Here is a 14275-nt window from a genome sequence, read left to right as displayed (position 1 = left end):
GCCGCGCGAGCCTCGGAGCTCCCGCCGTGCGAGCCTCAGAGGTCCCGCAGCGCGTCCCGCCGCCCGCCTCCCGACTCGGCGACGATCTCCTCAAGCGTCTGCGGCTCCCGCACGGTGGCGAAGGTGACCTCGTCGCCCGGGCCCGCCGCGAAACCGTAAACGCCGGGCCTGGCAAGGCTGTTGTACGAGTAGTGGTGCGCGAAGTAGTACGCCCCCGTGTCGAGCGCCGCCGCGTAGTCGCCCTGTTCCAGGAGCGGCAGCGGACGGTTCTCGGCGAGCAGGTCGCCCGCGAAGCAGGCGGGCCCCGCGATGTCCTGGCCCACGGGCGGGCCGCTCTTGGTGCGCCCCTTGGCGTCGTACGCGGCGATCCGCAGCGGCCAGGACGCGGGCGCGTACACCGTGCGCGGCGCCACCTGCACGCCCGCGTGCGTCACCGCGATGGGCCGGGTGCCCGCCGACTTGGCGTACTCGACGCGGGCGAGGATCGTGCCGTGCTTGGCGAGCAGCGAGCGGCCGAACTCGGTGACCAGGCCGTAGCGCCCGTCGAGCAGCCCTGGCACGCGGGACTTGAGGCGGCGCGCGTACTGCGCGTGGGTCGGACTCTCCTCGTCGGAACCGAAGTTGACGGGCAGTCCGCCGCCGATGTCGAGGGTGTCGATCTGCTGCCGGCCGGCCCGTCCGTTGATCTCCTCGGCCAGTTCGTACGTCGCCGCGACGCCCCGCACCATCAGTTCGAGCGGCATGCCCTGCGAACCGGAGTGGGCGTGCAGCCGGGTCATCCAGGGTCGGTCCAGGTACGCCTGGACGACCCACTCGCGGGCGCCGTCGTCGAGCAGTGCGACGCCGAACTTGGAGGTCGCCGTCGCGGTGGACAGGGCGCCGATGGAGCCGCCGCCGATCTGCGGGTTCACGCGCAGGCCGATCGGGGAGCGGGTGGGCGCCGACTGGGTCATCGAGTCCAGGCGGGCCAGCTCTTGCGGATTGTCCGCGTTTACGGCGATTCCGAGCGCGAGGGCTTCGCGCAGCTCGGCGGGGGTCTTCGCGGGCGAGTCCAGGACGGTGTGCGTGGGCGGTACGCCCGCCGCGCGGGCCAGGGCCAGCTCGCCGGGGCTCGCCACCTCCGCGCCGATGCCCGCGTCGCGAAGCAGCCGCAGGACCGGGACCAGGGGTGAGGCCTTCACCGCGAAGGCGTGCAGTACGGGGGTGTCGGGCGGCGTGACGGCTTCGAAGGCGGCGCGCAGGGCGGCGGCGGACGTGCGGATGCCGGTGACGTCGAGGAGTCCGGCGATGGGGGCTGCGGGGCCGACAAGGCCTTGCTCCACGGCGGCGCGGACGGCCTGGTCACGGAGGGTGGCGGCGTTGGTGGCCGGAACTGTCGCCTGGGCTGTCACCGGAACCGTCGCCGGATCTGTCGCTTCCGATACGTGTGCGGTCCCCGAGCCCTGATCGTTCATGCGTTCCAGACAATCACCCGCCGCGCGGTCTCGCTGCCGTACCCATGTATTGACTAGTTCTATTCAACATCGCAGGATGTGAATAACAAGGTCACAGCTGAGCATCACGAGCAGACCATCAGCAGACCATCAGCAGAGCTTCACGCGAGGAGGCATCGCCATGTCAGGACCCCGCCCCGTACGGGCACCGCGCGGCACGGAACTGAGCGCCCTGGGATGGCAGCAGGAAGCCGCCCTCCGCATGCTCCAGAACAACCTGGACCCGGAGGTCGCCGAGCACCCCGACAAGCTCGTCGTCTACGGAGGCACAGGCAAGGCCGCCCGCGACTGGAGTTCGTTCGACGCGATGGTCCGTACGCTCCGGACCCTCAAGCAGGACGAGACGATGCTCGTCCAGTCGGGCCGCCCCGTCGGCGTCATGCAGACCCACGAGTGGGCCCCGCGCGTCCTCATCGCCAACTCCAACCTGGTCGGCGACTGGGCGAACTGGGAGGAGTTCCGGCGTCTTGAGGCCCTCGGCCTCACCATGTACGGCCAGATGACGGCGGGCTCCTGGATCTACATCGGCACGCAGGGCATCCTCCAGGGCACGTACGAGACGTTCGCCGCCGTCGCCGCCAAGAAGTTCAACGGCACCCTGGCCGGGACGATCACGCTCACCGCGGGCCTCGGCGGCATGGGCGGCGCGCAGCCCCTCGCGGTCACCATGAACGACGGCGTCGCGATCTGCATCGACGTCGACCCGCGCGCCATCGAGCGCCGCATCGAGCACAAGTACCTGGACGTGAAGGCCGACTCCCTGGAGCACGCGCTCCAGCTGGCGGTGGAGGCGCGCGACGCCCGTCGCCCCCTCTCCATCGGCCTGCTCGGCAACGCGGCGGACCTGCTTCCGAGGATGCTGGCCGAGTCCGCGCCGATCGACATCGTCACGGACCAGACGAGCGCCCACGACCCGCTGGCGTACCTCCCGGTGGGTGTCGCCTTCGAGGACATGGCGGACGCCGCGGCCAAGGACCCGGCGGGCTTCACCACCCGCGCCCGTGAGTCCATGGCGCGGCACGTCGAGGCGATGGTCGGCTTCATGGACGCGGGCGCCGAGGTCTTCGACTACGGCAACTCCATCCGCGGCGAGGCCCAACTGGCTGGCTATGACCGCGCGTTCGCGTTCCCGGGCTTCGTCCCCGCCTACATCCGCCCTCTCTTCTGCGAGGGCAAGGGCCCCTTCCGCTGGGCGGCGCTCTCGGGCGAGGCGTCGGACATCCACAAGACGGACAAGGCGCTCCTCGACCTCTTCCCGGAGAACGAATCCCTGCACCGCTGGATCAAGATGGCGGGGGAGCGCGTCCACTTCCAGGGCCTCCCGGCGCGCATCTGCTGGCTCGGCCAGGGCGAGCGCGACAAGGCGGGCGACATGTTCAACGACATGGTCGGCAACGGCACCCTCGCCGCCCCGCTCGCGATCGGCCGCGACCACCTCGACTGCGGTTCCGTCGCCTCCCCCTACCGCGAGACGGAGGCGATGCTCGACGGCTCCGACGCGATCGCCGACTGGCCGCTCCTGAACGCCATGGTCAACGTCGCGTCGGGCGCCTCCTGGGTCTCCATCCACCACGGCGGCGGCGTCGGCATGGGCCGCTCCATCCACGCCGGTCAGGTCTCGGTCGCCGACGGCACCAAGCTGGCGGGCGAGAAGATCCGCCGCGTCCTCACCAACGACCCGGGCATGGGCGTCATCCGGCACGTGGACGCGGGTTACGACATCGCGGAGTCGGTGGCGGACGAGAAGGGCGTACGGATCCCGATGCGCGAGGGTGACGACGGCAGCGAGGGTGACCAGGCGTGAGCGACACGTTCCATGCCATGTGGCGCTCGCTGCGGCCCATCGGCCGCAGCGACGCCTCCGGCGGCTACCGCCGCTACGCCTGGACCGGCGCCGACACCGAGTGCCGCCTCTGGTTCCAGGCGCAGGCGGAGGCCCGCGGCCTCGACTACGAGGTCGACCGCAACGGCAACCAGTGGGCCTGGCTCGGCGACCCCGCCCGCGGCGACGCGGTCGTCACCGGCTCGCACCTGGACTCCGTCCCGGACGGCGGCGCCTTCGACGGCCCGCTCGGCGTCGTCTCCTCCTTCGCGGCGCTCGACGAACTCCGCGCCAGGAAGGTCGCGTTCACGCGCCCCCTGGCCATCACCAACTTCGGCGACGAGGAGGGCGCACGCTTCGGCCTGGCCTGCGTGGGCTCGCGCCTGACCGCGGGGCAGCTGACGCGCGAGAAGGCGTACGAGCTGAAGGACGCGTCCGGGGTCACCCTCCCCCAGGCGATGGAGGCGGCGGGTCACGACCCTTCGACCATCGGCCCGGACCCCGAACGCCTGGCCCGCATCGGCGCGTTCGTAGAGCTGCACGTGGAGCAGGGCCGCGCGCTCGACCTGACCGGCGACCCGGTCGGGATCGCGTCCGCCATCTGGCCGCACGGCCGCTGGCGCTTCGACTTCAGGGGCGAGGCCAACCACGCGGGCACCACCCGTCTGGTGGACCGCCGCGATCCGATGCTGTCGTACGCGGAGACGGTCCTCGCGGCCCGCAGGGAGGCGGAACTCGCGGGCGCGGTGGCGACGTTCGGAAAGATCGCGGTCGAGCCGAACGGGGTGAACGCGATCCCCTCCCTTGTGCGCGGCTGGCTGGATTCCCGGGCGGCCGACCAGTCCACCCTCGACACGGTCGTCACGGGCATCGAGAAGGCGGCACGCGAGTACGCGGACCGGCACGGCATCGACCTGGACGTGGTCCGGGAGTCGTTCACCCCGGTGGTCGAGTTCGAGGACGCCCTGCGGGACGAGCTGGGCAGGATCCTCGGCGGCAGCACGGGCCGGGAGTTGCCCGTCCTGGGAACGGGCGCGGGACACGACGCGGGTATTTTGTCCGGCTCGATCCCCACCGCCATGCTGTTCGTACGGAACCCCACGGGTGTCTCGCACTCCCCGGCCGAGTACGCCGCCGAGGACGACTGCCTGGCCGGGGTGACCGCACTGGCCGACGTACTGGAAGGGCTGGCGTGCAGGTGACGACGGACACGTATTGGCTGGAGCAGGCCTGGCTCGACCCGACGGTGGAGCCGGGCGTGGCGGTAGAGGTGACGGGCGACCGGATCACGGCCGTACGCAAGGGAGTCGAGACACCGCCGCAGGGCGCGACGGTACTGCGCGGCCTGACGATCCCAGGCATGGCGAACGCCCACAGCCACGCCTTCCACCGGGCCCTGCGGGGCACGGTCCAGGTGGGCTCGGGCACGTTCTGGACGTGGCGCGAGGTCATGTACTCCGTGGCGGACCGCCTGACACCGGATACGTACCACGCGCTGGCCAGGGCGGTGTACGCGGAGATGGCCCTGGCGGGCGTCACGACGGTGGGCGAATTCCACTACGTGCACCATGCGCCGGGCGGGGTGGCTTATGCGGACCCCAACGCGATGGGCGAGGCGCTGATCCAGGCGGCGGCGGACGCGGGCATCCGCATCACGCTTCTGGACACGGCGTACGTGGCGTCGGGGCTGTTGAGTGAGACGCGCGGGGAGGCGCCCAACCGCCACCAGCTGCGCTTCTCCGACGGCACGACGGAGGCGTGGGCGGAACGGGCGTCGGCCCTGAAGGACCGTGCCCACGCGCGGATCGGTGCGGCGATCCACTCCGTACGGGCGGTCCCGGCAAGGCAGTTGGGAGTGGTGGCGGACTGGGCAACGTCCCGCGAAAGCCCCCTCCACATCCACCTCTCCGAGCAGAAGGCGGAGAACGAGGCATGCCTGTCGGTCCACGGCCGGACTCCGACCCGTCTCCTGGCGGACCACGGGGTGCTCGGCCCCCGTACGACGGGCGTGCACAACACGCACCTCACGGACGAGGACATCGCCCTGCTCGGCCGCTCCACGACGGGTACGTGCATGTGCCCCACGACGGAACGCGACCTGGCGGACGGCATCGGCCCGGCGACCCGCCTCCAGGGCGCGGGCAGCCCCCTGTCCCTGGGCAGCGACAGCCACGCGGTGATCGACATCCTCGAAGAGGCGCGGGCCATGGAACTGAACGAGCGCCTGCGCTCGCACACGCGGGGCCACTGGACGGCGGCGGCACTGCTGCGGGCGGCTACCGCCGATGGCCATGCGGCGCTGGGCTGGGCGGACGCGGGCGTGCTTGAGGTGGGCGCGCTGGCCGACTTGGCGACGATCGCCCTGGACTCGGTCCGCACGGCGGGCCCCGTCCCCCGCCTGGCCGCCGAGGCGGCGGTGTTCGCGGCGACGGCGGCGGACGTCCGCCATACGGTGGTGGGGGGCCGCCATGTCGTACGGGACGGAGTCCACGCCTTGGTTCCTGACGTGGCGTCGGCTCTGACGGAGGCGGTGGCGGCGCTGAGAGAGTGATTCATTCCCTGTAGCGCTGAGCCGCCGCTTCGCGGCGGATCTTTCCCGCCCGCCCACCCGATTGCCCCGCGGTCGTCTTTTCAGCCCGTCCGGCGTTTGAGGACGAACTCGGCGGAGCCGGTGATGACGGTACGCAAGGCCCCCGCGCCAGCGGGTTTTCGGGAAGGGGCGGGGTTGGGGAAAGGAAAACCGCTCGAACCCCAGCCACCATGGAGGCCCCCATGCCCACCACCCTCATCACCAACATCGCCAGCCTCGTCACGAACGACCCCTCCCAGGGAGACGGCAGCCCCCTCGGCCTCATCGAGAACGCAGCCGTCGTCATCGAGGACGACCACATCGCCTGGGTGGGCCCCACCGCCAAGGCCCCCCAGGCGGACGAGACCCACGACGCCCAAGGCCAGGCGGCCATCCCCGGCTTCGTAGACTCCCACTCCCACCTCCTCTTCGCGGGCGACCGCACCCAGGAGTTCAACGCCCGGATGTCAGGCCGCGCGTACTCCGCGGGAGGCATCCGCACCACGGTCGCGGCAACCCGCGCCGCCACGGACGCCGAACTCGAAGCGAACCTCACGCACTACCTCGCCGAGGCCCTCCGCCAGGGCACGACGACCTTCGAGACGAAGTCGGGCTACGGCCTCAACACGGAGGACGAGTCCCGAGCCCTCCGCATCGCGGCGGCTCACACCGACGAAGTCACGTACCTCGGCGCCCACATCGTCTCCCCGGACTACGCCGAGGACCCGGCAGCGTACGTAGACCTCGTCACCGGCGAGATGCTGGACGCCTGCGCGCCCCACGCCCGCTGGATCGACGTGTTCTGCGAGAAGGGCGCCTTCGACGGTGACCAGGCCCGCGCGATCCTGACGGCGGGCAAGGCGAAGGGCCTGCACCCCCGTATCCACGCCAACCAGCTCTCCTACGGCCCCGGCGTGCAACTGGCCGTAGAACTGGACGCGGCATCGGCGGACCACTGCACGCACCTCACGGACGCGGACGTAGACGCCCTGGCTCAGGGCAACACGGTCGCCACCCTTCTCCCCGGCGCCGAGTTCTCCACCCGAGCCGAGTGGCCCGACGCCCGCCGCCTCCTGGACGCGGGCGCGACGGTGGCCCTCTCCACGGACTGCAACCCGGGCTCGTCCTTCACGTCCTCCGTCCCCTTCTGCATCGCCCTCGCGGTACGGGACATGGGCATGACCCCGGACGAGGCGATCTGGTCGGCGACGGCGGGCGGCGCGGCGGCCCTGCGGCGCACGGACGTCGGTTACGTACGCGAGGGAGCCCGCGCCGACCTGGCACTCCTGGCCGCCCCCAGCCACGTCCACCTGGCGTACCGCCCGGGAGTCCCGCTGGTCAGCGCGGTGTGGCAGCGGGGCGTCCGCGTGCGCTGACGTTCCTGGCGGAGGGCGGTGCAGAAAAGTTCCGGCGTGAGCCACGGATCGTGGCTCACGCCGGAACTTTCTTGCAACACGCCTCGCCGTGGACCCTCTCAGAGGGCCAGTTCGCCCTTCGCGACGGCGGTGACGAAGGGGGCCCACGCGTTCGCGGGGATCACCAGGGCGGGCCTGTCCGCGACCTTGGAGTCGCGTACGGGGACGACACCGGGGAGGCCGTCGGCTACCTCAAGGCATTCGCCGCCGGTTCCGTTGCTGTGGCTGCTCTTGCGCCAGACGGCGGTGCTCAAGTCAATCTCCTGGCTTGCCATTTCGATAATCCTCAGCCGCATTATGGATCATGGCCAGGGACGCCTCAGGCGGCAGTGCGACGGCCCTGAGCAGATCGTACGACTGTCGGTACTGCTTCACGAGCGCCGGATAGTCGATGAGTTGGCCGCTGTGCAGGCTCTCGGTGTAGACGAGAGAAGGCGCGTCCGAGAAGGTCATGGTCCGGGTCATGCCCATCATGAACGGATGGGCGGCCGCCGTTTCCGGGATGATCTGCGCAATGGACCTGGTGGTCTCGAGTACCTCCGCGATGTGTTCCAGTAGCTCGGCCATCTGCTGCGGTGCGAGGACCCGTCGACGGATCACCGATTCGTCCAGGATCACCCAGAACTCCGGTGGCTTCGCCTGCTTGAAGAGCTCGGCCCGCTCCATCCTGGCGTTCACTTTCTCCTCGACTTCGCTGGTCGAGGCGCGGGGCATCGCCGCCCGCACGATCGCCCGTGCGTACGCCGACGTCTGCAGCAACCCAGGGACAATCATCGGAGCCCAGTCCTCGATGGACTCCGCGTAACGCTCCATCTCCGCGACATCCGCGAAGTACTCCGCATGCCCGCCCTGCCTGGCCTTGCGCGCATCTTCACAGCGGCGTTGGAAAAAGCCGTCCGTCTGAAGTTTCTCGTCCACGTGCTGGGCCAGATCACGCGGCATGCGCCGCTCGCCACGCTCGATCTGGCTGAGGAAGGAAATCCCCCGGAAGCTGCCCTCAGCCAGCTGTTCGAGGGTGAGGCCCGCGGCCTCTCTTTTGAAGCGCATCTCGGCGCCGTAGAAAGCCGGGACATTCGCCGACGCGTCGGGATCTTTACGAGGGGGCACAACTCACCACCGCCATTTACCAGTTGCCCTGCGCAACCCAAACCCCTGTCACGCTACGCCACCCCACGCCACTGTGTGACTGAACCGTCACAGAGCGCACGGAAAGGCGTACCCCCGCTCATGAGAGACCCCGCCCCCGACTTCGAACTCGCCCTGCTCGCCGTCCCCAAAGCGGTCCCCGAGCTCCGACACGCCCTGAGCTCGCACCCCTACGGCCCCCACCCCGACGTACAGCTCTGCGTCAGCGAACTGCTCAGCAACGTGATCCGGCACCTCGGCGAGGGAACCCCCGTGACGGTGAGAGTCACCGGCGGCGCAGGGCGGATTCGCGTGGCTGTCACCGACCCCGACCCGCGTGCCTGGCCCCTGCTCCGCCTGGCCGGCGGCGATGACGAGACGGGGCGCGGTCTGGCTCTGCTCGACGCGGTCTCGCTGAGGTGGGGCGTGGAGCAGGGCCCGGACAGCAAGACCGTCTGGTGTGAGCTGAGGGAGGGCTAGGTGCGGCGCCGTCCGTCGGCAGTGTCGTCCCCGATGCGATCCTGACCCCATGAAGACCATCGGCCTCATCGGCGGCATGAGCTGGGAGTCCAGCGCCGAGTACTACCGGCTCCTCAACGAGCTCGTCCGGGAGCGGCTCGGCGGGCTGCATTCCGCCCGTTGCGTGTTGTACTCCGTCGACTTCGCCGAGATCGAGCGGCTTCAAGTCGCGGGGGAGTGGGAGCGGGCCGGGGAGGTGCTCGCCGGGGCGGCCAAGGGAGTTGAGGCCGCCGGCGCCGATCTCGTGCTGATCTGCACCAACACCATGCACAAGGTCGCCGACCAGGTCCAGAGTGCCCTCTCCGTGCCGCTTCTGCACCTCGCGGATGCCACCGCCGACGCCGTACTGCGGGTCGGCGTACGGCGCGTGGGGCTGCTCGGTACCGCCTTCACCATGGAGCAGGACTTCTACCGGGAGCGGCTCGCCGCGCGTGGGCTCGATGTGATCGTGCCGGACGCCGAAGGGCGCGCGTTCGTGCACCGGGTGATCTATGAGGAGTTGTGCCTCGGTGTGGTGAGTGAGGCGTCCCGGGCCGGGTACCAGAGGGTTATCGGCGATCTCGTACGGAAGGGGGCGGAGGGTGTGATTCTGGGGTGCACCGAGATTGAGCTGCTCATCGGGCAGGAGCACAGCCCGGTGCCCGTCTTCCCGACGACGAGGCTGCACGCCGAGGCGGCGGTGGCGGCGGCCCTGCGGGACGGATGAGCAGATGACAAACGCAACCCACCCGCCTACCCCAAGCTGCGGGGCAACCGGGCGGGTGGGCGGGAATGAACCGGCGGGAAAGAAAACCGTGAGAAACGCCGAGCGGCGCGCAACCTCACTCGTCGACAGTCAATCCCTTGCGAAGCTTGACGAGAGTGCGCGACAGCAGCCGCGACACGTGCATCTGCGAGATGCCCAGCTCATCGCCTATCTCCGACTGCGTCATGTTGGCGACGAAGCGGAGCGAGAGGATCTTGCGGTCGCGCGGCGGGAGTTCGGCGATCAGCGGCTTGAGCGACTCGACGTACTCGATGCCTTCGAGTCCGTGGTCCTCGTAGCCGATCCGGTCCGCGAGCGCGCCCTCGGAGTCGTCTTCCTCGGGCTGGGCGTCGAGGGAGCTCGCCGTGTAGGCGTTGGACGCCGCCATGCCCTCGACGACCTCGTCGTTGGAGATGCCCAGGCGCTCGGCGAGCTCGCCCACCGTGGGGGCGCGATCGAATTGCTGGGCGAGTTCGTCGCCCGCCTTGGCGAGGTCGAGCCGGAGTTCCTGGAGGCGGCGCGGGACGCGCACCGACCAACTCGTGTCGCGGAAGAAGCGCTTGATCTCGCCGACGATCGTCGGCATCGCGAAGGTGGGGAACTCGACGCCACGGCTGAGCTCGAAGCGGTCGATCGCCTTGATCAGGCCGATGGTGCCGACCTGGATGATGTCCTCCATCGGCTCGCTGCGGGAGCGGAACCGGGAGGCGGCGAACTTGACCAGGGCGAGGTTGAGTTCGACAAGGGTGTTGCGGACGTACGCGTACTCGTGCGTCCCTTCCTCGAGTGATTCGAGGCGTTCGAAGAGGGTCTTGGAAAGAGCCCTCGCATCCAGCGGACCCACCTCGGCGAACGGCGGGATCTCGGGCAGGTCGTCGAGCCCTTCCAGGGCTTCCGACTCCGGTACGGCCGCCAGGCCCGGAACTTCTTCCGTCATGGCTTCTGTGCGGGGACCCGGGATCTCGGTCTCGATACGGCTAGGTGAGAGTGTCGACGTCGCTCGGTCAGTGCGCGATTCGTCGAGCTGGGGTGACATGGTGTCCTCCATCGTTCTCGGCATATGGCTGCCGATGCCAATACGTGCACTGCGGTGTGCGGCGCCTCCAAAGCCGTCCGGGTTGATTACTGTCTCTACCCCTACCCGGTTCTATAGCCAGGTCGCAAGTGCGTTCTGGTGTGAAATGTCCGAATTCTGGGGGATGTTCGGGTACCCGAGGTCGTGGAGAAGGCGTAATGTTCAAGGGCGTCATCAGCAGCCACGACGGTCGGGAGTGAGTGACGGAATGGACCGCGGGACAGTCGGTAGCGCGCATAGGGGCCGACTTCTGGTCGAAGTGCGAGGCGAGGGCTCGAGTGCCGTCGTGACTCCGGCGGGTGAGTTGGATCACCACACCGCCGATGTGTTGCGTGAGCCACTCGAGGGCTGCATCGACGACGGCTTCTCGCGTCTGGTCGTCGACTGCTCGCGACTGGAGTTCATGGACTCCACCGGACTCAACGTCCTGCTCGGTGCACGGCTCAAGGCCGAGGCCGCGGGGGGCGGGGTCCATCTGGCCGGAATGCTGCCGGTGGTCGCACGTGTTTTCGAGATCACTGGCGCGGACGCCGTCTTCACCGTCCATGAAACGCTCGAAGAGGCGTTGGCCGACTGACCGCCCGCCCGGCCATGCCGCTGACCAGGTCCGCTGACGGAGCGTATTCGGGGGTTACGTGTCAGTTGTCGCTATGTGATCACGGGGTTACCAGCGTCACACGGGTCGCGTCGAATAAGTGGGTGTTCTCACCGTTCGGCCGGGCAGGAGACACCGTGGATCCGTCCCTGGGTCCGCCGTCAGAAGTCCGAAACCCAATCGTTGCCAAATCAACAGCAGGAACAGCCGAGCAGTCCGCGGCCCGGAACCGTCCCGCCGCTCGTCCGTTCCTTGTCCAGAGTCCTCTTGTCGGTGAGGTGAAGCGCTGATGAGCACCACCCGGCCTTACTCGCCGGGCGACCGTGGCCCGGAGTCCGAGGCCGCAGTCGCGGACGCTCCCGCAGACCAGGCCGCCGTGGCGGCCGGGGCGGGGCGTCAGGGGCGCCAGGTCCGCAGGCTGAGCCTGAACGGCGCGAGCGGCATCGTCCCGCTCTCCCGGGACTTCGCCCGCCAGGCGCTGCAGGCGTGGGGCTGGCTGCCCGCCGCGGGCGCCGATCAGCGCGCCGCCGCGGAGGACGTCCTCCTTGTCGTGTCCGAGCTGGTGACCAACGCGTGCCTGCACGCCGAGGGCCCCGACGAGCTCTGGCTCTCCTCCGACAGCAAAGTGCTGCGGATAGAGGTGTCCGACCGCGGCGCGGGCCAGCCCGCGCCCCGCACCCCGCACCGCGCGGGGCGGCCCGGCGGGCACGGCATGTTCATCGTCCAGCGGCTCTGCCTCGACTGGGGCGTCGTCCGGACCCCGGGGGTCTCGGGCAAGACGGTGTGGGCGGAGCTGAGCGCGCCGGTGTAAGGGCCGCGCGCAGTACCGCGTCCAGGGCCGCGTGCAGGGCCCGCCCCCGGGTCGACGCGCGGCGTCCGCCCGGGACCGGCATGAGGCCGGTTCAGTTCCCCCTTGGGTTACCCACGGTTCGTACGCGCGCCGGATCACTGAGATCCGGCGCGTTCTTTGTCTTCCCTCGACAAGGCCCCGGGCGTACCTTGAGCGCCCAATCTGATGTGCCGTCAGTAAATCCGCACCGCGGCACGCCACGACCGGCATGAGGGGAACTCGAGGTGTCGTACCAAAAACATAGGGCCGCGCTCGCGCTTGCCACGGCCTTGGCCGGCGGCTCGGTGGTGCTGATGGCCGCCCCCGCCGCGCAGGCCGAGGTCCAGGACGTCAACTACCAGTGCAAGACGCCCATCGGGAACAAGAGCGCCGTATCGCCGATCGACATAAAGAGCGTCAAGAGCGGCAGCGGCTACAAGCTCACCATGTCCTTCCAGAAGGGCGTCTCCTCCAGCCCCGTGGAGCTGGGCAAGGGTGCGATGAAGCCGAGCGCGCTGATCAAACTCGGCGGCGCGGAGAGCGGCACCGTACCGGTGTCCGGGGCGCCCAACGACAAGGCGATCCCCGCCAACACCCCCATCAAGATAAGTGACTTGACGGGGACGTACACGCCCAAGAAGAGCGGCAAGGTCACCTTCACCGCGGGTGTCCTGACCATCAAGGCACTCGGTACGACGACGACGTGCACCCCGTCCAACAGTCCCAAGCCCTCGCTCTCGCTCGACGTGAAGGGCTCGGGCGGCGGAGGAACCACGGGCGGCGGCTCCGACAGCTCGGGCGGAACGAGCGACGACGGTTCGGGCGGCTCCGCGAGCGCCCCCTCCGGCGGCGACGAACTCCCGCAGACCGGCCCCGCGGACTCCGCGATCGCGCTCGGCACCCTCGGCGGCACGGTGCTGCTCGCGGGCGCGGCCGGTGCGCTCTGGCTGACCCGCAGGAACCAGGCGGCACGCTCGCGCTAGCGGCTGTGCGCGGCGTCGGTGGGGACGCGGTGACCGCGCGCGCCCCTGACCGACCCCGCGAACGCCGCGTACGAAGCGCACGAAGCGTACGAAGATCCAGGAGCCGCCGATGCCGTCGCTGCTGTCCGTTGCCCGCGCTCTCATCGTGGCCGTGGCCTTACTGGCGACCGGCGCGGCACCGGCGACTTCGGCGTACGCCGACTCCGGGGCGTGGTCCGTCGCACCCTCCGCGGGAGGAGGGGCACGGCCCGCGAAGGACGGGCGGCCCTACTTCTACGTGGAGGGCGCGCCCGGTTCCGTCCTTCAGGACACGGTGACCGTCACCAATCCGGGGTCGAAGCCGCGCACGGTGGAGCTGAGCGGCGCGGACGCGGACAACACCAAGGGCGGCGCGTTCTCCCTGGAGCGAGGAAAACCGACCGACACCGGCTCCTGGATCAGGTTCGCGCAGCACAAGGTGAAGGTGCCGCCGCGCACCCGCGCCGAGGTGCCGTTCAGCGTGAGCGTGCCCGAGAGCGCGGTGCCGGGCGACCACCCCGGCGCCGTCGTCGCGCGTGCGGGCGGGCGTGAAGCCGGGGTCCGCGTGCATCTGCGGGTGAGCGGTCCGACGCTGTCCGCGCTGACGGTCGAGCACGTGAAGGCCGAGGGCAAGCGCATCTCGTACGACGTCGTCAACCGCGGCAACACCATCCTGACCCCCAGGCTGAAGGTCCACGCGGAGGGCGTCTTCGGACCGCTCCTCGACCGCGTCCCCCGCACGCTTCCGGTGGAGCTCCTCCCCGGCCGCAGGGTCACCCTGACCGAACCCTGGAGAGACGCCCCCGCGCTGGACTCCGTCGAGGTCAGCCTCACGGTGACGGCTTCGGGCGGGGCCAGGGACGAGGCGAAGGCGTCGGCGCGCTTCGTGCCGTGGGGAGCGGTGGCGGGGGGCGCGGCCGGGCTGCTCGGCCTGGTCGCGGCGGGCGTCTGGTTCGTGCGCAGACGCGGCGCGGCGGTTGCGGAGCTGCCACCGGACGAACCTGAACAGGGCGGTACGGAACGGGAGTTGGCGACGGCGGGAAGGGGTGAGCAGCTGTGAACGGCTACCTGTTGGGGAAGGGCGGGC

General features: G+C 70.1%; 14 protein-coding genes. 10 read left to right on the top strand and 4 right to left on the bottom strand.

Going from position 1 to position 14275, the window contains the following annotated elements; genetic code table 11:
- Positions 1 to 35: 35 nt before the first annotated feature.
- Entirely contained in the window at positions 36 to 1454 is a 1419-nt protein-coding gene (locus tag ACGFX9_RS24125; protein WP_393475570.1) for a diaminopimelate decarboxylase, read from the bottom strand.
- Positions 1455 to 1614: 160 nt separating this feature from the next.
- Here ACGFX9_RS24125 and hutU point away from each other — a divergent pair, with 160 nt between their 5' ends.
- The 4 genes from hutU (at position 1615) to hutI (ending at position 7260) form a co-directional block, all read left to right on the top strand.
- Positions 1615 to 3297, top strand: coding sequence for a urocanate hydratase (gene hutU, locus ACGFX9_RS24120; protein WP_393475568.1), 1683 nt, complete (start codon positions 1615 to 1617; stop codon positions 3295 to 3297).
- 17 nt (positions 3298 to 3314) lie between these two features.
- Positions 3315 to 4517, top strand: coding sequence for an allantoate amidohydrolase (locus ACGFX9_RS24115; RefSeq protein ID WP_393476562.1), 1203 nt, complete (start codon positions 3315 to 3317; stop codon positions 4515 to 4517).
- Positions 4514 to 5866 (top strand): formimidoylglutamate deiminase, encoded by a 1353-nt coding sequence (locus ACGFX9_RS24110; protein WP_393476559.1) that lies wholly within the window; start codon positions 4514 to 4516, stop codon positions 5864 to 5866. Before ACGFX9_RS24115 ends, ACGFX9_RS24110 begins: the two co-directional genes overlap by 4 nt.
- Before the next feature lie 221 nt (positions 5867 to 6087).
- Positions 6088 to 7260 (top strand): imidazolonepropionase, encoded by a 1173-nt coding sequence (hutI, locus tag ACGFX9_RS24105; RefSeq protein WP_393475566.1) that lies wholly within the window; start codon positions 6088 to 6090, stop codon positions 7258 to 7260.
- 98 nt (positions 7261 to 7358) lie between these two features.
- On the opposite strand, the gene ACGFX9_RS24100 is transcribed toward hutI, so the two are convergent.
- Together ACGFX9_RS24100 and ACGFX9_RS24095 are read right to left on the bottom strand one after the other, a co-directional pair.
- On the bottom strand, positions 7359 to 7574 hold the full coding sequence (locus ACGFX9_RS24100) for a DUF397 domain-containing protein (RefSeq protein ID WP_393475563.1): 216 nt from the start codon (positions 7572 to 7574) through the stop codon (positions 7359 to 7361).
- Positions 7555 to 8406: a helix-turn-helix domain-containing protein gene (locus tag ACGFX9_RS24095; protein ID WP_393475560.1), complete on the bottom strand. Its 852-nt coding sequence runs from the start codon at positions 8404 to 8406 to the stop codon at positions 7555 to 7557. Before ACGFX9_RS24095 ends, ACGFX9_RS24100 begins: the two co-directional genes overlap by 20 nt.
- Positions 8407 to 8526: 120 nt before the next feature.
- On the opposite strand from ACGFX9_RS24095, the gene ACGFX9_RS24090 reads away from it, so the two are divergent.
- Together ACGFX9_RS24090 and ACGFX9_RS24085 are read left to right on the top strand one after the other, a co-directional pair.
- Entirely contained in the window at positions 8527 to 8904 is a 378-nt protein-coding gene (locus ACGFX9_RS24090; protein ID WP_393475557.1) for an ATP-binding protein, read from the top strand.
- Positions 8905 to 8953: 49 nt separating this feature from the next.
- The gene (locus tag ACGFX9_RS24085) at positions 8954 to 9649 is read left to right on the top strand and encodes an aspartate/glutamate racemase family protein (protein WP_393475554.1); all 696 of its coding nucleotides are present in this window, start codon (positions 8954 to 8956) and stop codon (positions 9647 to 9649) included.
- 115 nt (positions 9650 to 9764) lie between these two features.
- Here the strand turns inward: ACGFX9_RS24085 and ACGFX9_RS24080 are convergent, their stop codons facing one another.
- Positions 9765 to 10724, bottom strand: coding sequence for an RNA polymerase sigma factor SigF (locus ACGFX9_RS24080; RefSeq protein ID WP_393475551.1), 960 nt, complete (start codon positions 10722 to 10724; stop codon positions 9765 to 9767).
- Between the two features lie 247 nt (positions 10725 to 10971).
- Between ACGFX9_RS24080 and ACGFX9_RS24075 the strand changes: the two genes are divergently transcribed.
- The 4 genes from ACGFX9_RS24075 to ACGFX9_RS24060 all read left to right on the top strand — a co-directional run bounded on the left by ACGFX9_RS24075 (position 10972) and on the right by ACGFX9_RS24060 (position 14248).
- Positions 10972 to 11340 (top strand): STAS domain-containing protein, encoded by a 369-nt coding sequence (locus ACGFX9_RS24075; protein WP_393475548.1) that lies wholly within the window; start codon positions 10972 to 10974, stop codon positions 11338 to 11340.
- Positions 11341 to 11647: 307 nt separating this feature from the next.
- Entirely contained in the window at positions 11648 to 12169 is a 522-nt protein-coding gene (locus tag ACGFX9_RS24070) for an ATP-binding protein (protein ID WP_393475546.1), read from the top strand.
- 263 nt (positions 12170 to 12432) lie between these two features.
- Positions 12433 to 13170 (top strand): LPXTG cell wall anchor domain-containing protein, encoded by a 738-nt coding sequence (locus ACGFX9_RS24065; RefSeq protein ID WP_393475543.1) that lies wholly within the window; start codon positions 12433 to 12435, stop codon positions 13168 to 13170.
- A 109-nt stretch (positions 13171 to 13279) separates the two neighbouring features.
- Positions 13280 to 14248: a hypothetical protein gene (locus ACGFX9_RS24060; protein ID WP_393475541.1), complete on the top strand. Its 969-nt coding sequence runs from the start codon at positions 13280 to 13282 to the stop codon at positions 14246 to 14248.
- Positions 14249 to 14275 lie beyond the last annotated feature (27 nt).

This window comes from Streptomyces sp. NPDC048436, assembly GCF_043200355.1.
In the GTDB taxonomy this organism is placed as follows: domain Bacteria; phylum Actinomycetota; class Actinomycetes; order Streptomycetales; family Streptomycetaceae; genus Streptomyces.
Note: the sequence above shows the minus strand (reverse complement) of the source record. Positions and strands in the feature narration are given on the sequence as shown.

Coding starts and splice junctions, on each gene's coding strand:
- hutI (WP_393475566.1), top strand. CDS start 6,088: ATGCCCACCACCCTCATCACCAACATCGCCAGCCTCGTCACGAACGAC.
- ACGFX9_RS24080 (WP_393475551.1), bottom strand. CDS start 10,724: ATGTCACCCCAGCTCGACGAATCGCGCACTGACCGAGCGACGTCGACA.
- ACGFX9_RS24090 (WP_393475557.1), top strand. CDS start 8,527: ATGAGAGACCCCGCCCCCGACTTCGAACTCGCCCTGCTCGCCGTCCCC.
- ACGFX9_RS24085 (WP_393475554.1), top strand. CDS start 8,954: ATGAAGACCATCGGCCTCATCGGCGGCATGAGCTGGGAGTCCAGCGCC.
- ACGFX9_RS24070 (WP_393475546.1), top strand. CDS start 11,648: ATGAGCACCACCCGGCCTTACTCGCCGGGCGACCGTGGCCCGGAGTCC.
- ACGFX9_RS24060 (WP_393475541.1), top strand. CDS start 13,280: ATGCCGTCGCTGCTGTCCGTTGCCCGCGCTCTCATCGTGGCCGTGGCC.
- hutU (WP_393475568.1), top strand. CDS start 1,615: ATGTCAGGACCCCGCCCCGTACGGGCACCGCGCGGCACGGAACTGAGC.
- ACGFX9_RS24115 (WP_393476562.1), top strand. CDS start 3,315: ATGTGGCGCTCGCTGCGGCCCATCGGCCGCAGCGACGCCTCCGGCGGC.
- ACGFX9_RS24100 (WP_393475563.1), bottom strand. CDS start 7,574: ATGGCAAGCCAGGAGATTGACTTGAGCACCGCCGTCTGGCGCAAGAGC.
- ACGFX9_RS24075 (WP_393475548.1), top strand. CDS start 10,972: ATGGACCGCGGGACAGTCGGTAGCGCGCATAGGGGCCGACTTCTGGTC.
- ACGFX9_RS24125 (WP_393475570.1), bottom strand. CDS start 1,454: ATGAACGATCAGGGCTCGGGGACCGCACACGTATCGGAAGCGACAGAT.